This window comes from Microbacterium schleiferi (genome assembly GCF_015565955.1).
In the GTDB taxonomy this organism is placed as follows: Bacteria; Actinomycetota; Actinomycetes; order Actinomycetales; family Microbacteriaceae; genus Microbacterium; species Microbacterium schleiferi_A.
This window is the reverse complement of the sequence record NZ_CP064760.1, coordinates 3,220,998-3,239,562: the sequence shown is the minus strand read 5'-3', so window position 1 is coordinate 3,239,562 and position 18,565 is coordinate 3,220,998. Positions and strand designations below refer to the sequence as shown.

Genomic DNA, 18,565 nt, shown 5'->3' with positions numbered 1-18,565 from the left:
GACGCCCGGCGCGGTCACGCGCTGAGCACGATCCGGCCGGGCACGCCGCCCGCGGCGAGCCGGTCCAGCGCATCCTGCACCGCCGTCGCAGACAACTCCCCGTCGATGATCGGGAGATGCGGGAGCGCGCCGCGCCGCGCGAGCCCGACGAGCTCCTCGAGCTCGCCGAGGGACCCGACGAAGCTTCCGCGGATGGTGATGATCTTCAGAGTGAGCAACGCGGTGGGGATGACCAGCTCTCCGCCGAACAGCCCGACCTGAACCATCGTTCCGCCCTTGCGGAGCGCGGCGAACGCAGCGGGAGCTGTTGTGGAGTTGTTGACGAAGTCCACGATCGCCGCGACCGGCCCACCGGCGCCGGCGACGATGGCGGCGGCAAGGTCTTCCTGGCGGGCGGAGATCGTCGTGGTCGCTCCGAGCTGCCGCGCCAGTTCCAGATTGCGCTCCTGCAGGTCCACCGCGAGGACTGCTTCGTGGCCGAGCGCGCGCAGCGTGGCGATCGCCATCAACCCGACACCGCCGGCGCCTATCACCACGACCGGATCGGACGCGGTGGCCGGAAGGGCCTTGCGCGCGGCACTGTAGGCGGTCAGGCCGGAGCAGGCGAGAGTTGCGGCCCACCGCTCTTCGATCCCGGTGACGTCGAGGAGGTAACGGGGGTGCGGGACGAGGATAAACTCGGCATACCCGCCGTGGCGGGCGACGCCGAGGTTACGGGGCGAGGGGCACAGGTTCTCGTGACCTGCCTGGCATGCGTCGCAGGAGCCGTCGCCGATCCATGGGTAGACAAGGCGATGCTCACCCGGCGAGACCCCGTCGGCGTCGGGGCCGGCCGCTTCGACGACGCCGACGACCTCATGGCCGAGGACAAGCGGGTAGGTGACGCCCCGGTCGATCAGATTCAGACGCCCCCGGCTGCCGAGATCGTAGTACCCCTCACGCAGGTGCATGTCGGTGTGGCACACCCCGGACCGAACCACGCGCAGGAGGATTTCGGTGCCTTCGGGGGTCGGGGTCGGCAATTCCACATCGGTCACCGTGTGATCGTCTTGGAAGATCGCGAATGCGTGCATGGTTGTCCTCGCCGTTGATATACGCACAGTGGACTCCACGCTTCCACTTCGTTCTGATTCTCTCCAATACCAAATGGCAGGCGGATTGATACCTGGCGACCCTTAGCCTCGATCCACCGATGAGCCGTGGGTGTGCCGGGGCGGCATGATCGGGGCGCGGTGACGCGTCGAGGGCAGGGTTGAGTTCCGGGCGTCGCATCCCGGTCGTCCACTTGGTCCTCGGTCGTGCCGCGTTGCGGCGATGGTCAGGTGGTCACCGTTGGCGGTGGCGCGTGCGTGGCTGTGAAGAGCCGGTCGAACGCGGTCTGCCATGGCCAGGCCTCGGGCAGGTGCAGCGTGATTCGGCGCGCGGAGCGCGCCAGCCGTGCGGGGACGTGGATCAGGGTGCGGCGGATCGTCGCGGTCGTTGCTCTCGCGAGCCGTCCCGCTCGGTCGGCGACGAGACCGGCAGCGCGGGTGAGGTTGAATGCGATCACGGCGATGACGAGCCAGGCGCTGTTCGCGGTGAACACCCCGGAGGGCAGGTGCGCGAGCGGCCCCGCTTTGAGGTCGGCGTGGACCTGCTCGATGATCGCGTGACCGCGGTGGGTCTTGTCCGCGGCCACCGTGTCCATCACCTCCTTCGCTGTGGTGGTGAAGAACGCGTGATGCCGGTAGACGTCGAACAGGGTCGGCTGCTCCACCTGTCTCGGGTTCAGATCGGGGATGCGCCGCACCACCAACCGTCCGGCGACCTGTTCCGCCTTCTTCCTCGAGCGGAACGCGGTGAACGGGACCTCGGCGACCTCGGCTTTGGAGATCAGCTGCCCGGTGGTCTCGTCACGGATCGCGTCGGTGTACTCGATCATCTCCCACGCATCATCCGGGATGGTCGCGATCGCGGCCTTCACCGCCGGGTCCATCCTCACGGTCACCGACACGTCGGCGCCCGCCTTGATCGCGGTGCCGACGGTCGCGTGTCCGTAGAACGCGGAGTCCGCCCGCAGCAACGGCCTGGCCCCGGTCGCGGCGCGGGTGCGGCGCAGGGTGGCGAGAGCATCGCCGACGATCCGCGCGGCCCCCTTCGGGGACCCGGTCTTCCCCTGCCGCAACCGCTGGGCCAGGATCACCGGCGCCGACGAGGTGGTCGATGCCGTGGCGAGGAGGGCGTTCAGCCCCCGGACGCCGGAGTACCCGAAACCGGCGCCCTGCTTCTGGTATCCGTGGACCTCGATGATGGTGTCGTCCAGATCCACCATCACCCGCTCGCCATCGCCTGCTCGGAGCAGCGGCGCGTCGACAGCGAGATTCGCGAACACCCGGGAGGCGACGGCGTCGAGCTGGCGGACGTGTCCGAACCGGAACTCCCGCAGGAACGACCCGAGCGTCGACGGCGCATACGTCCGGTCGAACAACCGGCCCATTCCGCCATGGCGGAGCAGGTTCATGTCGTCGATCGAGTCCGCCCCGGCGAGCATGCCCGCGACCAGTGCCATCACCTTCGCACCCGCGTTGGCGCCCTTATCCGTCGGGACGCTCAACCGCTCACGCGCGAGCTCGTCCAACCCCGCGGAACGCGCCAGGCGGAGCATCGGCACCAGCCCCGCGGCCGACACGAGATTCGGATCATCGAACACCGCAGACACTGCGGCGGGGGCGTGCTTGAATTGCATCTACGAGATGCCTCTCCGACCAGACGAACAGAACCCTAAGCAAGCTCTATTCTTCCTGATCAGAGGGGCATTTCTACGTCACGACGCTCGCTCAACGCCCCGTCCATCGGTGGATCGAGGCTTAGTCCTGCGGCGTCGGGAGGACGGATTCGGACAACCGGAGCACGGCGTGCAAGGCACGGTCGTCGCTGTCGCGCAGCCACGCCATCCGCAGCTCGACAGGTGCGACGTCGTCGGTCAGGCGCAGGAAGCGCAAGTGCGGGTCGGCGATGCTGTCGATCACCGAGGACAGGGTCAATGAGCAGCCGATCTCGGCGGAGACGAGGGACATCAGCGTCCACGAGTCCGGTGCGTGCTGGACGACATCGGCGTTGAACCCGGCGGCTCTACTCATCTGTCGCAGCCGCTCCAGCAGCAACGTGCCGGTCTGCGGTTGGAGCGACACGAACGGCTCACCCTCGAACTGCGCGATCGACACGGCACCGGCGTCGGCTAGACGGTGGGTCTCCGGGACGGCGATGACGAGTTCCTCGACAGCGATCACGCGGGTGCGCACGGCGGCGGGAATGTGGTCCCACCTGCCGAGGGCGATGTCGATGTCGCCGCGGGTGAGCAGCTGCATCGCCGGTTGGGCGAAGTGCTGACTGAGCAGCTCGAGGTGGATGCCTGGGTGGTTCTGGTTGACTGCTCGGGCGAGCAATCCGACCATCACGTTGGAGGACGCACCCGCGTACGCCAGACGGACGTGACCGATCTCGCCCGTCCCGGCTGCGCGGGCGACCCTGCTCACCCGGTCCAGCGCGTCCAGGACCTCCTGGGCGGGGGCGACGAGGGCCTCGCCCACCGAGGTCAGCGTTACCTTGCGGGTGCTCCGCTCGAACAGCCGCGCACCCAACTCCCGCTCCAGCTGCTGGATGCCGCGGCTGATCGGCGGCTGCGCCATATGCAGGCGCTCGGCTGCCCGTCCGAAGTGCAGTTCCTCGGCGACGGCGAGGAAGGTGCGCAGCTGCTGCAGATCCATCCAGGGATTATTGCATAATCCGTACCGATGGAAGGTGGATTGGCATACAAGTCTGGATGAGTCGGCCGGGGTCGCGCAGACCCCGGCCGACCGAGATCACTGCGCGGTATAGCCGCCATCCACGACATACTCGGCGCCGGTGACGAAGGAAGCCTCGTCCGAGGCGAGGAAGAGTACGACGTTCGAGACTTCCTCGGGCTGGCCGGGCCGGTCGAGGATCGTCGTGGACAGCACGGCTTTCGTCGACTCCGGCGTCGCCAGCAGCCCCGTGGTCATGGGGGTGGCGATGACACCGGGATGCACAGAGTTCACCCGGATGCCGTACTTGGCCAGGTCCACCGCGCTGGCCTTGGTCAGCAGCCGGACGGCGCCCTTTGACGCCTCGTACGCGGCGGCGCTCGGTGCGCCGATGATGCCGTAGATCGACGAGATGTTCACGATCGATCCCCCGCCTGCGCGGACCAGAGCAGGCACCGCGGCCTTGGTGCCGAGGAAGACACCCTTGGCGTTGATGCGGAAGATGAGGTCCCACTCCTCCTCTGTGGTCTCCTCGACGGGCTTGAGGATGAGCACCCCCGCGTTGTTGACCAGAATGTCGAGCCGGCCGAAACGCTGCTCGGCTTCTGCCACGATCTCGTCCCACCTCGCCGCGATCGCGACATCCTGCTCCAGCCCCACGACCGTCCCGCCGTCACGGTTCGCTTCGGCGACGGTGTGCTCGAGCCCGGCCGAGTCGACGTCGGTGGCGAGGACGCTCGCCCCTTCCTGGGCGAGGCGGCGCACATGTGCGCGCCCCATCCCGTTCGCCGCGCCGGTGACGATCGCGACCTTGCCTGCAAGCCTGCTACCCATGGGTTCTCCTTAGCCTCATTGCTGATCACGCCCAGGCGCGGGCCGCTCCCGGCCCCATCGCCTCGACACCACCAGGGTGGCGTCGAAATGGGGAGCCTCGAGTGTGCCGTTCTGGAACAGCCCTCGTTTCATGAGATTAGAGCATCAATACGTGCCTGATCAGGTATTGGACGGACATAAACGGCTGCTGGGAGTCTGGACGAACACGACGACTGAGGTGTTCCCGATGATGAAGAGCTCGCTCCCGGATGGCCGGACGGTGCAGGACGTGGCCGGTGGTCCTTTCGAGGGTCTCCTGGTCGCGGATTTCGGCCGGGTACTCGCTGGCCCCTACTGCACGATGCTGCTCGCGGACCTCGGGGCGACGGTCATCAAGGTGGAGAGTCCGCTAGGGACGAGACACGCAGCTACCGGCCACCGGAGTACCGAGGCGAGTCGACCTACTTCCTCTCCATTAACAGGAACAAGCAGTCTGTGGTGCTGGACTTCCGCAACCCCGATGACCTTGTCCTCGCACAGCGTCTCGCGGCCCGAGCCGATGTGGTCACAGAGAACTTCAAACCCGGCGGGCTCCGGCGATTCGGCTTGGACTACGAGTCCGTCAAGCGGGAGAACCCCAGTGTGATCTATGCGTCGATCACCGGCTTCGGTACCGCGGGAGGCGCGGGGCTCGCCGGCTACGACCTGCTCGCACAGGCGCTGTCTGGACTGATGAGCGTGACCGGCGCGCCGAACACGGAAGGGTTCCGCGCGGGCGTCGCGGTGTTCGATGTGATCACCGGGTTGCACACGTGCATCGCGATCACCTCCGCCCTTTACCACCGACAGCGCTCGGGAGAGGGACAGCACGTCGAACTGAACCTGCTGTCCTCCGCATTGTCGGGCATGGTCAACCAGACCGGCGGGTTTCTGCTGAGCGGGCAGTCTCCGACCCGGATGGGCAATGACCACCCCAGTATCTACCCCTACGCACCGTTTCGCACCCATGACGGGGAACTGGTGCTCGCGATCGGCAACGACGCGCAGTTCGCTACGTTCTGCGACGCCATCGGGCTGCCGCAGCTGGCCGCAGACACTCGCTTCGCGTCCAACGCAGACCGCAGCGCGCACCGAGACGCCCTGCGCCCGCTGCTGACAGCGCGGCTGGTCACCAAGACCGCATGGGAGTGGTTCGACATCTTCAGCCCGTTGCAGGTCCCGTGTGCGCCGGTCCTGGATGTCCGTGGAGGCGTCGAGTTCGCTGCGAAGATCGGCCTGGAGCCCAGCGTCGCGGCCGGCACCGGCGACCACGCGGTGCCCACCATTCGCAACCCCATAACGTTCTCCCGCACCCCCGCGAGTTACCGCGCCGCGCCTCCTGCACTCGACCAGGATGGCGAGGCGGTCCGACGGTGGCTGCAAGTCGCGGAAGACGATGAAGACCACGTCGGCGATCGGGTTACCGTCCCGGCGATTCGGAAAGAGGGACGCTGAGAGATGACGATCACGAAGGCGGCACATCCGGTGGATACGGACTTTTATCAGATCGGTGATCTTCTCGGCGACGACGACCGCAATCTCATCACACGTGTGCGCGGATTCGTGGATTCCGAGGTCCTGCCAGTTATCAACGAGTACTGGGAGTTAGCGGACTTCCCTTACCAGATCCTCCCCGCACTGGGCGAGCTGGGAATCGTGGGCACCGCGATCCAGGGCTACGGCTGTCCGGGACTGACCCGACTGCAGACCGGCCTCGTCGCGATGGAACTGTCTCGTGGAGACGGGAGTGTGAACACGCTCAATGCCGTGCACTCGGGACTTGCGATGGGCAGCATCGCGTTGCTCGGCGACGACGAGCAGAAGCAGCGCTGGCTGCCCGAAATGGCAGCCCTCCGCAAGCTCGGCGCGTTCGCGCTGACCGAGCCCGATCACGGCTCCGACTCCGTCGCCCTGGAGACCACTGCCCGCCGCGACGGGAGCGCGTATGTCATAGACGGTGCCAAACGGTGGATCGGGCTCGGACACGTTGCGGACCTCGTCATCATCTGGGCCCGCGACACAGCGGATGCCAAAGTGAAGGCATTCGTGCTCGAGAAAGGCGCTGACGGACAGTATCCCGAGGGGTACTCTGCGGAGGCGATCACCGGGAAGATCGCTAAGCGCGCGATCCAGCAGGCGCACATCGAGATCTCCGGACTGAGGATCCCTGCCGGGAACAAGCTGGCGAAGTCGACCTCATTCCGTGACGTCTCCGCGATCCTCAACCGCACCCGCAGCACCGTCGCGTGGGAGGCGCTCGGGCACGCTCTCGCCGCGTACGAGGCAGCGGCGGTCTACGTCCAGGAACGTGTCCAGTTCGGCAAGCCCATCGCCAGCTTCCAGCTGGTGCAGAACAAGCTGGCCAACATGCTCGCCGATCTCACCGCGATGCAGTTGCTCTGCTTCCGCACAGCCACTCTGCAGGATGAAGGGCGACTGACGAACGAACAGGCCTCGCTCGCGAAGATGTTCACCGGCCAGCACGCGCGTGCACTCTGCCGGGATGCCCGCGACCTCCTCGGCGGCAACGGACTCCTTCTGGAGAACCACGTCGCCCGCCACCTCACCGACATGGAAGTCGTCCACACATATGAGGGGACCGACTTCATCCAGTCGCTCATCATCGGCCGCCAGATCACCGGAATATCGGCGTTCGCCTGACCCTCGGCCGACCACGGAAGGGAGCCCGCCATGACCGCGAGCTTTGTCTACGATGCTGTCCGCACCCCCTTCGGGCGGGCGGGTGGCGCGCTCAGCGGCATCCGGCCCGACGATCTCGCCGCAGTCGTCATGAAGGCGACCGTCGCGCGCATGGGCCTCGACCCCGCGCGCATCGATGACGTGATCTTCGGCGATGCGAACCAAGCAGGAGAGGACAACCGCGACGTCGCCCGTTTCGGGGCGCTGCTGGCAGGCTTCCCCACCAGTGTCACCGGCGTGACCGTCAACCGACTCTGCTCGTCGTCGCTGGAAGCGGTGATCCAGGCCGCCCGCGCTGTCGAGACCGGCGACGCCGGTCTCGTGCTCGCCGGCGGAGTGGAGTCGATGAGCCGGGCGCCGTTCATCGTGGAGAAGTCGCCGAGGCCGTGGCCGGCGGTCGGTAACCAGACACTGTGGAACACCTCCATCGGGTGGCGGATGACCAACCCGAAGCTGCCGAAGCAGTGGACCATCTCCAATGGAGAATCGGCGGAGAAGATCGCCCGAGAGTGGGGAATCTCCCGAGATGCCCAGGACGAGTTCGCCGTGCGCTCTCACCGGCTGGCAGCTAAAGCGTGGGCTGACGGGGTCTACGATGGCGAGATCGTGCACGTGCCAGGGGCCGACCTGGCACGCGACGAGGGCATCCGGGACGACACTTCCGTGGACAAGCTCGCCGGGCTTACTCCGCTGTTCGCGCGCGACGGCGAAGGCACCGTCACCGCCGGCAACTCCTCGCCGATCAACGACGGCGCTTCCGCCGTTCTGATCGCCGCGGAGGGTGCGCTGCCCGGCGAGCCACTCGCGCGGATTGCGGGACGCGGGGCGCATGGCGTCGATCCGCATCTGTTCCCGATCGCGCCGATCGAGGCGGCGAACAAGGCGCTCGCACGCGCCGGCCGGTCCTGGGCCGATGTCGACGTGGTCGAGCTCAACGAGGCGTTCGCTTCACAGTCGCTCGCATGCGTCGCCGGGTGGCCTGAACTTGATCCTGAGCGGGTCAACATCCACGGCGGAGCGCTGGCCATCGGCCATCCGCTGGGCGCTTCGGGGGGCCGCATTCTCGGGCATGCCGCGCATGAGCTTGCGCGACGCGGAGGCGGCGTCGCCGTCGTGGCGATCTGCATCGGCGTGGGTCAAGGCCTCGCCGTCGTGCTGGAACGGTGACAGTGAGACCGCGAGCATCCGTTCGTGGTGGGGTCATTGGCAGTCCCAGAGTCAACCGAAGCTTCAGCATTCCCCTCCGACGTTCTTCCTCGACGGTGAGATGCTCGAGCTCGGCCAGCTGCAGTGACCTCCAGCGCTCTCGCCGCCGTGACAGGCCGCTGACCAGACAGGGTCGGCGCGTCAGAGAGCGGTGTAGGAATCCGCCATTTCCCGTGGAATCCTGAGTCCGGGACCACCGCCAACTAGCGTGGAATCCCTGGGGTTATCCGCCATCTCGAGCGGGAACCTACAGTGATCTGGCCGGCGTGCGCGGGTGCGCGATCCTCGTCAGTGGGGCCGAGCCCTTCCCAGAGGTCGGGGCGGTTCTCGTGGATCCAGGCGCAGATGGTGGCCCAGTCCGCGACGCCGGACGGGTACTGGTTGGTGGTTGCCATGGTGTCCTCCCGGATCGTTGGTTAGTGAATGTGACATTCACAGCCTAGGGAGGGGGTCGGACATCGCACGGGGACATCGCGACTGCGTCGCTGGGGGCGACGGAGTCGCCGCCGCCCCCAGCTGGCTAGTGCATCTGTTTGGCGATGCCGGCGTATGCGGCCGATCACGACCTGGTCGACGTCGATGCCGCGGCAGGGCAGGATGAGGCTCTCGCGGCGGTCACCCCGCTGCACCGTGGCCCGTACCTGCAGATGCTCGGCCCGGTGGAGGTCCGCGGTGCGCGTGGCGAGGCGCCGGTGAACCCGAACACCGCCGCCCAATGGCGGTCCGCAGTGCGCCGCGGAACCGAGCTCGTCGCGTTCCTATCGGTGAACCCGAACGCCTCGGCCGAGCAAGTGCACTCCGTGTTCTGGCCCGGCCAGGTCGCCACCGGCAAGAAAGCCAACGACGACCGCAACGGCCTCCTGTCGAAGACGCGCCGCTGGCTCGGCCAGAACGACGCCGGCGAGCTCTACGTGCCACTCATCACGACCGGCGAGTACCGGCTGCATGAAGATGTCCGATCCGACTGGCAGGACTTCCTCGGTCTCGTCGGCGACGAGATCTCCGACACAGCCACGGATCGGCTGCTGGCTGCGCTCGAGCTCGTCAAGGGACAACCGATCAGTGGCGTCCCCGACAAGCGTTACGTGTTCGCCGACCGGCTCCGCAACGAGATGATCGCCGCGATCGGTGACGTCGCCCACGAGGTCTCCACGCGCAGTCTGAGCACCGGCAAGGTCCGCCACGCGAGGCTCGCGTCAGCGATCGGACGCATGGTCGACCCCGTCAACGAAGTCTTCTGGCGAGACGGACTGCGCGCCGAGCACCAGGCCGGCGACCACGCCGGCGTCGAGCGTCTCATCACGCAGCTCGAGCAGAGCCTTGCCGCCGTCGACGAGGACTACGAGCCCGAGCCCGAGACACAGACCCTGATCGCGCAGCTGCGACAGCGGCACGCGATCGCCAGCTGATCCATGACTACGACTCGTGAAGCCCCCCAGGGCGTGCGCGCGCGACGATTCCCGACGTTGCGGTACCCGCTCGCCGCCGTGGGGGGTTTCGCGCTGTCAGCGGCCGTCACAGCGCCTCTGAGCGCCGATCTGCGGCTCACGGTGGGCAGTTGGAGCATGATCGCCGTCTACGCCGTCTACGGGGCGTTCCTGACGCGCACGGACCTGCGGGAGCGTCGCCTGCCCGACACGCTCACCCTGACGCTCGCGGCGATCCTCGCCGGCGCCGTCCTGGCCCTCGCTCTCACCGCCGGCGCAGTCGGTCCCGCGATCGCCGCGATCAGCGGCGGCATCGGACTCGCAATCCTGCTGGCCGCGATCGGCCTGGCCGGGCAAGTCGGATTCGGGGATGTCAAGCTCGCGCTCAGCGTCGGACTGCTCACCGGATGGCACACCTGGTACTTCCCGTTCCTGGCGCTCGCGCTCGCCTACGTGATCGCGTTCCCGCACGCGATCATCGCAGCGGTGCGACGCAGCCGCGAGCATGACAGCACGGATCTCCCGTTCGGGCCGTACCTACTCGCCGCCGGCGCGATCGTCGCGATCGTCGCGATCGTTCCCTCGTGATCGGTCTGGACGGATGCACCGCGACCACCAGAGGCCGCGTCAAGCACTCATGAACCCGAAAGGCAGCTTGTGAAAACACGGACCCGCACCTGGCGTCTCACCCTGTCGGCGGTGACCGCGGCACTCATAACCGTCAGCTCTCTCCTCGTTGCAACACCGGCGCAAGCTGCAGGCTCGTTCTCTCTGAACAATGGCCATTTCTTCGTCGCTCCGTCTGTCGTCTACCCAGGGTTGATCGCACCCGTCAGCGTGGGCCTGGGCAACAACTCGAACGCCAGCGCAGCCACCGTCACCATCACCTTCGGTATCTTGTGCAACTCCCCAGGTCGGCCAGGTGCGGAAAGCTCAGCGCAGACCATCGTCATCCCGCCGGATCCGTCGCGCCCTGCGGGAGGAAGCCAGCTAACTCGGGTAGCAACGACGGTCGCCGTCCCCACCGCCTGCACCAAACCGACCGGGCCAATTCCGCTCTCACAAGACGGCTACTTCTGGGTCAAGATGACCCAGACCGGGATGCCGGACCAGCTGAAGATGGTTCCGATCTGGGTCGGGAAGCCGTTCACCGCAGCCAACTTCCGCGAGAACCTAGCCACCCTCACCAAGCAGAACAATCCCGACTATCAGGCCCACCATCAGCTGCCGCAGATGTATCGTGCCACGTTCGAGCAGGCAGGCCTGGTGATCGACGACCCGCGATACGGGCTCTGGTGGTGCTCGAAGGCAGGGGTTCCCACCAACCACTCGAGCCAAGCAGCGAACTACAACGCGAAATGGGAGCAGTTCTTCGCGACCACAGCGAGCCCATCCCAAGACGAGATATTGACTTACATGAAGTCACTCGTCGGCTTGTACGTCTACACATGCTGAACTCGGTCCTCATTCAGGCCCCTTCACGCCGGGGCTACGCCTGGGTAAACGTCAAGTCCTCGCCCCGTCTGAGTCCCGTCGACCGATCGGAGATGCTTCGCGCGCTCCAATGGGGACGGCTAGACGAGCTTCCGGCGGAGCCCCGGTTCGCTCGCCAGAACAAGGGTCGGAAGTTCGGAGACCTCCTCTGGACGACTGGCCCCACGAAGATCGCCAGCGCGCGATTCGTGAGCGTCCTCGACGAATCGCGCGCCACGGGTTACTCCACGTTCCCGGTGGAGGTCGAGAACCCGCCTGGCATCGTCCTGCCGCGGTATCACGGGCTCGTGGTGTTCGGGCGCCCCGGCGACGACTGCTTTTCCATCATGCCGGCGGAGCAGCATTGGAAGTTCGGCATAACCGGCGCCCTCCTGCGCGACCTGCGAGCTGCGGGAGCCGACGACTTCGAGATACTGGAAGACTCCTCAGCCAGCGCAGCTTCCTTGCCCCGTTAGCCTCCCCCAGGACGAGTGAGTGTCGGACGAGTACTACAGTGCCGAAGGGGAGTACCTTCGGCGCGCGCTGGATCGCAGGCACGCGCACCGCGAGGTCGCGGCCGCGGGCTGGTGGGGGCGCAGGCGCGCACGGGAACGGCTCCGCGAGCTCGAGGAGAGCGACGGCCTCGACGCGGCCGCGCAACGGTGGGCGCGCGAGATGCTGCGCACCGAGATCGCGAATGCCTGGGCGCGGACCTCCCGGCACGCCAACGAGTGGCACCCGCGACTACTCGAGCAGCTCCCCGGCCTCGCCGAGGAAGCCGCGGCCGAGGCAGTACTGCAAGCCGGTGACGACGAGCAACTCCACATACATCTCACCGCGGCGGCCGCGGAACAGATCGCGCGCGAGAACGTCGACCGGGTCAAGGCCGTCGTCAACGACCCCACGATCTACCTGCTGCGCACCACGACGCCTGATGGTGACCCAATGACCGTGCTGCAGCACGCCGCCAGCGGTCTCCGCGCACGGTTCGCCGTCGACCCCGTTGACGGGTTCGGTGACGTGTTCTCCAAGTCCTACGACATCCCCTCAATCAACCCCGACAACCCGCGTGACGACGGCAACCGCTGGGAGCTGTACGCCGGGCTGGGCCTCGGCCGACGCCTGTACCTCGCCGCGGGCGAGCTCCACCCGCACATCCGCTGGCGCGCCGGCATCCAGAGCCCCTACGCGGCGCCGCTGCGCACCAGGCTTCACAACGCCGATCCGTACCACTGGGCAGGGCACTGCACCTGGTGCAACGAGCGACGGATCATCTGGCGTGAAGCCGAGCCGGCAGAGTTCAGCGAGCACCCGATCACTCCGGCGCCGGCAGCGATCGAACCCCGTCTCGTCGAAGTCACGACAGGGGAGTAGCCCCGGTCGCCAGCGAGGTCCGCGGCCGCGGATACGCTTTCGATCATGGCATCCGGCGAGATCGAGCACCCAGACGGGTACGACCGCGTCCTCGCAGACCTCAAAGCCCGCGTGCGTGCGGCGCAGCGCAGCGCCCAACGTGCCGTGCAGAACGAGATGGTGGGGCTCTACTGGACCATCGGCAAGACGATCCTCGAACAGCAGCAGCAGGCCGGCTGGGGCGCCAAGGTCGTCACTCGCCTGGCTGAGGATCTGCGCACCGAGTTCACCGACACGACCGGATTCAACCGCCGCAACCTGCTCTACATGAGGGCCTTTGCGGCGGCGTGGCCATCAAATGTGCCACAGGCTGTGGCACAACTTCCGTGGGGGCACGTCAGGCTCCTCCTCGACAGGCTCGATGACCCGGAGGAGCGAGAGTGGTACGCGGTCGAATCCACCGCGAACGGGTGGACGAGGGCCGTGCTCGAGCACCAGATCATGAACCAGCTGCGCCCACGCATCGGCGCTGCGCCGACGAACTTCGATGCTCAGCTCGAGCCAGCTGACGCAGCCCAGGCCCAGGGCATGGTCAGAGACCCATTCGTGTTCGACTTTCTCGGGCTCAGCCGCGGCATCGCGGAACGCGACCTCGAGCAAGCACTCATGGACCGCATCGTCGACACGCTGCGCGAGCTCGGCCCGGGCTTCACCTTCGCCGGACGCCAGATGAGATTCGACGTCGACGGCGACGAGTACGTTCTGGATCTCCTGTTCTTCCACACCATCCAGCTGCGCTACGTGGTCGTCGAGCTCAAGATCGGGCGGTTCGAGCCTGAGTACGCCGGCAAGCTCGGCTTCTATGTCGCTCTCGTCGACGAGCGACTCCGTCAGCCTGCTCACGCTCCAACTGTCGGGATCCTGCTGTGCACGGGGAAGAACGAATCGGTGGTCCGCTACGCGCTTCGTGGGACGACTCAGCCGATGGCGATCTCCACGTACACCTACGATTCGCTGCCCACAGCCGAGCAAGAGGCGCTCCCTGACGCCGATCAGCTCACCCATGCACTGGGTGCCCTCGTTGAGCTCACCGAGCCCGAGGATGCCGCCAACCAACCCGAAAGCCTCTAGCCGCGGCCCAGAACATCCGGGATCACCCGCCGTAGAGGCTCGCCCCTACAAACACCGGGGAGCGGCAACGCGCGGCAGGGAGGCCTCACCGCCGCACACCACGCACACCAGAACGCCGGGGCGATCGCGCATCACTACGCCGCAGCAGTGCGGCTGAACGCCGATCGCCAATCCGTCGTCGACCATTCCGCGACGCTACGCCTCCGGCCCGATCGCGCGGGCCATCTCTCCACAGATGACCTTTCCTGGGTCTAAGTTTTGTGGCACAATACCTGTATGGGGATCGAGTGGCCGAAGTCAGCTGACAAGCACGACATTCCCCACGCCGATGCGCTCTACGCCATGCAGAACGCGATCTACACGAGCACCAAGGTCAAGATCAACGAGGGCGACTCCCGCAACCAGCGTCGCGTCTTCGTCGGCCCGCAACACGCGCAGACCGATCGGCTGATCGAAGTGCTCATTGAACTCAAGCCCGGCGGCAACTTCGTCGTCTATCACGTCATGCCGCTGGGCGCCTACTACCGCCGACAGATGGAGGAGGAGAACGGATGACCCTCAGCAAGAAGGACCAGGAGCGCTACGCAGCGCTCGCCGCGCTCGAGGAACAGCCCACCGGCACGTCGACGCCGGGGGAGAGCGCCCACGGGGCGGACGCCGCAGCCATCGGGCAGCAGATGCTTCTCGACGCCCTCGGAAGCACGCAGGCCGTCGCACGCGCGGTGGGAGGACGACCCCGCGTGGGGGGAACGGCCGCCGGCGCTGGCTCGTCCCCGACGATCCGCACCCGCGTCACCCCGACCCGCAAGCGCGAGGTCGATCAGCTGCGTGCGCAGCTGGGGATGAAGAGCGACTCCGACGTCGTCCGAGCCGCGCTCGACGAGTACGTGCAACGGCACCTACAGGCCAGCGCATGACCACGGAGCGAGGTTGGGCAGAGACGCCCGGTGGTGCGCTGCTGGGCAGCCTCATCGCCGACGCCTTCGCCCGCGCCTCACAGCACGACGACGAGCCAGCGCACAGCCCCGACGCCCCATCGCCGTCCAACGTCAGAGACCACCACTAAGGTCCGCACATGCGCGTCATCGGAACCATTCGCAGCACCGCCACCGAACGCATCACCGTCGAGGCTGATAGCTACCAGGAGGCTCGCGAGCTGCTCGAGGCGCAAGTCCCCGAAGGCCACGAGCTCATCGTCATCCGCACGGATACCGACACTTGACCATGGACGCACTCGCCACCGATCCGATCCCCGCAGCTCACGCGCGAGGCGCCTGGGCCGCGGGGATCGAGCCCTTGCGCGAAGCATTCCCCCTCCATGCCGACAAGCTCATCCGAGCGATCGCCTACTCGCACATCGAGCCCCTCCCCACCCCGATCTTCATCGTCGGCGGAACACGCCTCACGAGGGAAGCCCTCGCGAATGCACTCGCTGAGCTCGCCGGCGAGATCGAACGACCGCACATAGACCCGCCCACGCTCAACGGGATTCGCCGTGCCGTAACACCTGGCAGGCCGCTCGTCCTCGACGAGGTACCGCAGACCAGTCCCCGGTCGACCTTGAGCATGCTCGACGAGATCGAGATCGAGTCCTTCGTCTCGTTCTCGACCACACTCAGCGACGCTTCCGCTCTCATCGTCGCCAGCTCGCAGACCATCCAGCCACTCAGCGCCGGACGCTCCATCACGATCGAGTTGCCCCAGCGTCCCCGCAGTCTTCGACCGCTTCGCGCCATGGAGAGCGAACCGGCAGCCGCCGGCCGACGCATCATCGCGAGCTACCTGCAACAGAGCACACGCCACCTGGACCTCAACGAGCACGCGATCAATATCGCTCGCCATCCCGACTACGACAAGCCCCGCCGCCTCGACGCAGCGTTCTACCTCGGCGATACGATCCTGCGCACCCTCGGGCTCGACACCCTCGCTACCCCGGCGACCTCATGGCTCAGCCCCGACGATCAGATCGTCTGGGCTCTACGCGATGCCGTCAGGTATCTCCTCGCCAACGGCGGAGAGCTCACCGACAACGCCAGCGACAGCAAGGAGTGGGTGATCGGGCGCACCGATCGCGACTACCTATACATCCGCCCGACTGAGGCGCTGCCATTCATCCGCGCCGCACACGGCGACCCAACTCTCAGCACGAAAGCGATCACCGCGGCGCTGCGGCGCCTGCACCTGATCACATCCAAGACCGGAACCGTGACCGTGCGGATCGGCGGGGAACCCACCCGCGTCTGGAAGATCCCCACCGACCGCGAGATCTGACGCGACACGCCGACAGACCGGCCCCGTGTCGAACGCGCAGGGCGCCGGCACGTCGTTGCATTCGATGCGATGGCAACGCCCATCCGACATCTCCCCTGTCGGTAACGCGGTGGGATGACACTGGATGTCACGCGTAACGGGCATGCGTTGAGAGCATCGAGCCGCCCTTGTCGTGACACTTTCCCGAGACGCCTTGCTCGAACTCGAGTCGGGCGTAGAGCGACCCGCGTCCGACGCGCTTTATAGACCTGGCTTTGAGTGGTTCGTCGACGACGGTCACTTCGATCCGCTCTTTGCCCGCGGGCGATGTGAAGGAATCCGGGGAGAGCGAAGACGCCGCGGAGGGCGCCGTGGGCCGAGGAAGGCGCCGCAGACGACGTCAACGCCGGGGATGCGGCCGAAGACGAGGAGGAGAATGCCGCGGAGGCGGATGTCGAGGCAGCGGCCGCGGCCGCGGATGTTGTCTCGCGAGGGGCCCGACGTCAGGTTGTCTCGTTGGTCATTGCCGCGTCGATTCGCTGAATGAAGTCGTTCGCCCACTCTGCCGCAAGTGATGCCATCGGGATCGCCGCAGCGGCCCAGATCCCCAGCACCTGCCGCACCGTGTACTGGAGATCGGAGTTGCTCGCAGTGGGTGGAGGAGTTGTTTCAGCGTAAGTAGTCACAGTGCCACCGCTTCCTCGTCGTTCACAACCTCGGCGCTGCCCGCGACGACCTGCCAGCGGCCCCCGACGATCGCCCACGAACGGCGATAGGTCATCGTCGCCTCCGCGAAGCGCCCGCGGTCGACAACGTGAACGCGTGATCTCGACACTGTGCTTCCCTTCCCTTTCTGCTGGTCCGTCGTTCGGTGCGTCTCGTCGATCTGCAGAAACCTCAGTGCTCCGGACGCGTGTGCGTGCAGATCGGCTGCGCGATCGACCACCGAACCGTCGGGCAGGCGGAAACGCAGATCCTCGGCAAGCAAAGCGCGCAGGGCGTCGACATCGCTCGTGCGCAGCGCTTCCAGCAGCGCATCCTCGGTTTCGTCGAGGCTGCGCCCGGTGACGTCTCGCGCGGGTGCGATAAGGAGGCGCCTTCGAAGAGCGAGCATCCCCGCCGCCGCGCCCACCCACGCCGCCCAGCCGAGAGCCTTATACACCCAGAACGCTGGATCGGGAAGTTGCGTCGCGGGTGTGACGAAGGCGGTCGACGCGAAGACGAGGACGGAATTGACCAGTGCATGGCCCCATGCAGCCGGCCACGCGCTCCCGGAAAGCTCGCGCCCGGCGCCGAGGACGAGTGAGGCCACCAAGAGGTCGACCGTCGTTCCGAGCACGGTTCGCCAGGACAGGTCCCCCTGAGCGCCGTATGCGACGAGCAGTGGGAGATGCCAGGCCGCCCAGACGGCACCGACAGCGAGGGCGGTCCACCAGAACCCACGATTCCCTCGGACGCGGGTCCAGAGGAATCCCCGCCAGCCGAACTCCTCACCTGTTGCGGAGAGGAAGGCGAGCAGCGCCACGGGGAGAACAAGCAAAGCGGTTTCGCCGAGGGCGGGATCGGGTGACCACGAGACGACGCCCACGGCGACGCCCACAACGATCTGCGCCGCGGCGACAACGAGGATGGCGGCCGTGGTGAGCCCGATGACAATCCAGGTGCGTGCCCCGCCGAAGGGTGAGGCGCGCCACAAGCTTCGTAGGGCTCGGCTGCCGCGCACGGGTCTGACCGCAAGAATGACCGCAAGTGCGGGAATCCACTGCGCAAGAGGCGTGGCAACCCCCAGGTAGTCGGCATCGACGCCGAGCAGCGCCGGGAGGCACAGCAGCAGGACAGCGCTGAAGGTGATGGTGAGGAACGTGCGCGCTTGTCGTGAGCGGGTCACTCGCGGGCTCACCCTCGCGCGTCCCGGGAGGTTCGGGCTGCCGCGAGGTCTCGCGCCGCGACCAGTGGAGTGTCCTTCCATCGGACCGCGACGGCGATGACCCCTGCGAGGAGTGCGAGCTCGATGCCGCTGGCAACGAGGTAGTAGCTCCACTCGCCGATCGCAGCGCCGATGATCGTGAGGGCGAACACTGCCGCGACCACGATTTGCATCAACCGATTGACCGTGCGCGGGATCAGTACCGACGCGGCGATCATCAGTGAGGGCACTGCGACGTACAGAACGATGCCCAACATGAAGGCTTCGTTGATGGTGAATACGAAAGCGCGTCCTGCCTCGATCTGCTCTCGGAGGTCAGCGCGGTAGAACGCGAAGATGTCGACGAACGCGACGAGGAACATGACGCTCGTCCAGAGCGCGGCGAGCCGGACTCTCGGGTCGAGCGGCCGGAACGGGGAAGAAGGATCGACGATCATGCGGGCTCCCAGCGATAAAACTTACACATGTAAGACTTGCCGCCC

The 18,565-nt window shown here is 66.8% G+C and carries 20 protein-coding genes and 1 pseudogene; 14 read left to right on the top strand and 7 right to left on the bottom strand.

Features of this window, described 5'->3' with window-relative positions:
- Nucleotides 1–14 precede the first annotated feature (14 nt).
- The 4 genes from IT882_RS15850 to IT882_RS15835 form a co-directional block, all read right to left on the bottom strand.
- Nucleotides 15–1,037 carry an alcohol dehydrogenase gene (locus tag IT882_RS15850; protein ID WP_228179553.1) on the bottom strand — a complete coding sequence of 341 codons (1,023 nt, stop codon included), beginning with the start codon at nucleotides 1,035–1,037 and terminating at the stop codon, nucleotides 15–17.
- A gap of 281 nt (nucleotides 1,038–1,318) precedes the next feature.
- On the bottom strand, nucleotides 1,319–2,725 hold the full coding sequence (locus IT882_RS15845; RefSeq protein WP_135950160.1) for an IS1380 family transposase: 1,407 nt from the start codon (nucleotides 2,723–2,725) through the stop codon (nucleotides 1,319–1,321).
- Nucleotides 2,726–2,846: 121 nt separating this feature from the next.
- Nucleotides 2,847–3,746 carry a LysR family transcriptional regulator gene (locus tag IT882_RS15840; protein ID WP_135950159.1) on the bottom strand — a complete coding sequence of 300 codons (900 nt, stop codon included), beginning with the start codon at nucleotides 3,744–3,746 and terminating at the stop codon, nucleotides 2,847–2,849.
- A gap of 96 nt (nucleotides 3,747–3,842) precedes the next feature.
- On the bottom strand, nucleotides 3,843–4,598 hold the full coding sequence (locus IT882_RS15835) for an SDR family NAD(P)-dependent oxidoreductase (protein ID WP_135950158.1): 756 nt from the start codon (nucleotides 4,596–4,598) through the stop codon (nucleotides 3,843–3,845).
- A gap of 130 nt (nucleotides 4,599–4,728) precedes the next feature.
- Here IT882_RS15835 and IT882_RS15830 point away from each other — a divergent pair.
- The 14 genes and pseudogenes from IT882_RS15830 (at nucleotide 4,729) to IT882_RS15765 (ending at nucleotide 16,177) form a co-directional block, all read left to right on the top strand.
- Nucleotides 4,729–6,071, top strand: a pseudogene (locus tag IT882_RS15830) (CaiB/BaiF CoA transferase family protein).
- 3 nt (nucleotides 6,072–6,074) lie between these two features.
- Entirely contained in the window at nucleotides 6,075–7,277 is a 1,203-nt protein-coding gene (locus IT882_RS15825) for an acyl-CoA dehydrogenase family protein (protein ID WP_135950157.1), read from the top strand.
- 30 nt (nucleotides 7,278–7,307) lie between these two features.
- Nucleotides 7,308–8,483 (top strand): thiolase family protein, encoded by a 1,176-nt coding sequence (locus IT882_RS15820; protein WP_005055005.1) that lies wholly within the window; start codon nucleotides 7,308–7,310, stop codon nucleotides 8,481–8,483.
- Nucleotides 8,484–9,061: 578 nt separating this feature from the next.
- A complete protein-coding gene (locus tag IT882_RS15815) occupies nucleotides 9,062–9,931 on the top strand; it encodes an AfsR/SARP family transcriptional regulator (protein WP_195692614.1) in 870 nt (289 codons plus the stop codon).
- 3 nt (nucleotides 9,932–9,934) lie between these two features.
- Nucleotides 9,935–10,537, top strand: coding sequence for an A24 family peptidase (locus tag IT882_RS15810; RefSeq protein ID WP_195692613.1), 603 nt, complete (start codon nucleotides 9,935–9,937; stop codon nucleotides 10,535–10,537).
- Between the two features lie 111 nt (nucleotides 10,538–10,648).
- The gene (locus tag IT882_RS15805; RefSeq protein WP_195692612.1) at nucleotides 10,649–11,404 is read left to right on the top strand and encodes a hypothetical protein; all 756 of its coding nucleotides are present in this window, start codon (nucleotides 10,649–10,651) and stop codon (nucleotides 11,402–11,404) included.
- Nucleotides 11,398–11,898: a hypothetical protein gene (locus IT882_RS15800; protein WP_195692611.1), complete on the top strand. Its 501-nt coding sequence runs from the start codon at nucleotides 11,398–11,400 to the stop codon at nucleotides 11,896–11,898. Before IT882_RS15805 ends, IT882_RS15800 begins: the two co-directional genes overlap by 7 nt.
- A gap of 19 nt (nucleotides 11,899–11,917) precedes the next feature.
- Nucleotides 11,918–12,796 (top strand): hypothetical protein, encoded by an 879-nt coding sequence (locus tag IT882_RS15795; RefSeq protein ID WP_195692610.1) that lies wholly within the window; start codon nucleotides 11,918–11,920, stop codon nucleotides 12,794–12,796.
- A 45-nt stretch (nucleotides 12,797–12,841) separates the two neighbouring features.
- Nucleotides 12,842–13,906 carry a PDDEXK nuclease domain-containing protein gene (locus IT882_RS15790; protein WP_195692609.1) on the top strand — a complete coding sequence of 355 codons (1,065 nt, stop codon included), beginning with the start codon at nucleotides 12,842–12,844 and terminating at the stop codon, nucleotides 13,904–13,906.
- Nucleotides 13,907–14,182: 276 nt separating this feature from the next.
- Nucleotides 14,183–14,461 carry a hypothetical protein gene (locus IT882_RS15785; RefSeq protein ID WP_062635317.1) on the top strand — a complete coding sequence of 93 codons (279 nt, stop codon included), beginning with the start codon at nucleotides 14,183–14,185 and terminating at the stop codon, nucleotides 14,459–14,461.
- Entirely contained in the window at nucleotides 14,458–14,823 is a 366-nt protein-coding gene (locus IT882_RS15780) for a hypothetical protein (RefSeq protein WP_195692608.1), read from the top strand. Before IT882_RS15785 ends, IT882_RS15780 begins: the two co-directional genes overlap by 4 nt.
- Complete coding sequence (locus tag IT882_RS15775) at nucleotides 14,820–14,972, top strand: hypothetical protein (protein ID WP_195692607.1); 153 nt, start codon at nucleotides 14,820–14,822, stop codon at nucleotides 14,970–14,972. The genes IT882_RS15780 and IT882_RS15775 overlap by 4 nt, the downstream gene beginning before the upstream one ends.
- 9 nt (nucleotides 14,973–14,981) lie before the next feature.
- Nucleotides 14,982–15,128 carry a hypothetical protein gene (locus IT882_RS15770; RefSeq protein WP_195692606.1) on the top strand — a complete coding sequence of 49 codons (147 nt, stop codon included), beginning with the start codon at nucleotides 14,982–14,984 and terminating at the stop codon, nucleotides 15,126–15,128.
- A gap of 2 nt (nucleotides 15,129–15,130) precedes the next feature.
- Nucleotides 15,131–16,177 carry a hypothetical protein gene (locus IT882_RS15765; RefSeq protein ID WP_195692605.1) on the top strand — a complete coding sequence of 349 codons (1,047 nt, stop codon included), beginning with the start codon at nucleotides 15,131–15,133 and terminating at the stop codon, nucleotides 16,175–16,177.
- 482 nt (nucleotides 16,178–16,659) lie between these two features.
- On the opposite strand, the gene IT882_RS15760 is transcribed toward IT882_RS15765, so the two are convergent.
- The 3 genes from IT882_RS15760 to IT882_RS15750 are packed head-to-tail and all read right to left on the bottom strand — an operon-like array spanning nucleotide 16,660 to nucleotide 18,520.
- Nucleotides 16,660–16,842 carry a hypothetical protein gene (locus IT882_RS15760; protein ID WP_133177950.1) on the bottom strand — a complete coding sequence of 61 codons (183 nt, stop codon included), beginning with the start codon at nucleotides 16,840–16,842 and terminating at the stop codon, nucleotides 16,660–16,662.
- Nucleotides 16,839–18,044 carry a type II CAAX prenyl endopeptidase Rce1 family protein gene (locus tag IT882_RS15755; protein WP_165801280.1) on the bottom strand — a complete coding sequence of 402 codons (1,206 nt, stop codon included), beginning with the start codon at nucleotides 18,042–18,044 and terminating at the stop codon, nucleotides 16,839–16,841. Before IT882_RS15755 ends, IT882_RS15760 begins: the two co-directional genes overlap by 4 nt.
- An 8-nt stretch (nucleotides 18,045–18,052) precedes the next feature.
- A complete protein-coding gene (locus IT882_RS15750) occupies nucleotides 18,053–18,520 on the bottom strand; it encodes a DUF6326 family protein (protein WP_195692604.1) in 468 nt (155 codons plus the stop codon).
- Between the last annotated feature and the right edge of the window lie 45 nt (nucleotides 18,521–18,565).

Bases quoted from the DNA above. Each gene is read 5' to 3' on its own strand.
- IT882_RS15785 (WP_062635317.1), top strand. From the start codon at position 14,183: ATGGGGATCGAGTGGCCGAAGTCAGCTGACAAGCACGACATTCCCCAC.
- IT882_RS15825 (WP_135950157.1), top strand. From the start codon at position 6,075: ATGACGATCACGAAGGCGGCACATCCGGTGGATACGGACTTTTATCAG.
- IT882_RS15770 (WP_195692606.1), top strand. From the start codon at position 14,982: ATGCGCGTCATCGGAACCATTCGCAGCACCGCCACCGAACGCATCACC.
- IT882_RS15835 (WP_135950158.1), bottom strand. From the start codon at position 4,598: ATGGGTAGCAGGCTTGCAGGCAAGGTCGCGATCGTCACCGGCGCGGCG.
- IT882_RS15845 (WP_135950160.1), bottom strand. From the start codon at position 2,725: ATGCAATTCAAGCACGCCCCCGCCGCAGTGTCTGCGGTGTTCGATGAT.
- IT882_RS15790 (WP_195692609.1), top strand. From the start codon at position 12,842: ATGGCATCCGGCGAGATCGAGCACCCAGACGGGTACGACCGCGTCCTC.
- IT882_RS15820 (WP_005055005.1), top strand. From the start codon at position 7,308: ATGACCGCGAGCTTTGTCTACGATGCTGTCCGCACCCCCTTCGGGCGG.
- IT882_RS15800 (WP_195692611.1), top strand. From the start codon at position 11,398: ATGCTGAACTCGGTCCTCATTCAGGCCCCTTCACGCCGGGGCTACGCC.
- IT882_RS15815 (WP_195692614.1), top strand. From the start codon at position 9,062: ATGCCGGCGTATGCGGCCGATCACGACCTGGTCGACGTCGATGCCGCG.
- IT882_RS15810 (WP_195692613.1), top strand. From the start codon at position 9,935: ATGACTACGACTCGTGAAGCCCCCCAGGGCGTGCGCGCGCGACGATTC.
- IT882_RS15765 (WP_195692605.1), top strand. From the start codon at position 15,131: ATGGACGCACTCGCCACCGATCCGATCCCCGCAGCTCACGCGCGAGGC.
- IT882_RS15750 (WP_195692604.1), bottom strand. From the start codon at position 18,520: ATGATCGTCGATCCTTCTTCCCCGTTCCGGCCGCTCGACCCGAGAGTC.
- IT882_RS15840 (WP_135950159.1), bottom strand. From the start codon at position 3,746: ATGGATCTGCAGCAGCTGCGCACCTTCCTCGCCGTCGCCGAGGAACTG.
- IT882_RS15780 (WP_195692608.1), top strand. From the start codon at position 14,458: ATGACCCTCAGCAAGAAGGACCAGGAGCGCTACGCAGCGCTCGCCGCG.
- IT882_RS15775 (WP_195692607.1), top strand. From the start codon at position 14,820: ATGACCACGGAGCGAGGTTGGGCAGAGACGCCCGGTGGTGCGCTGCTG.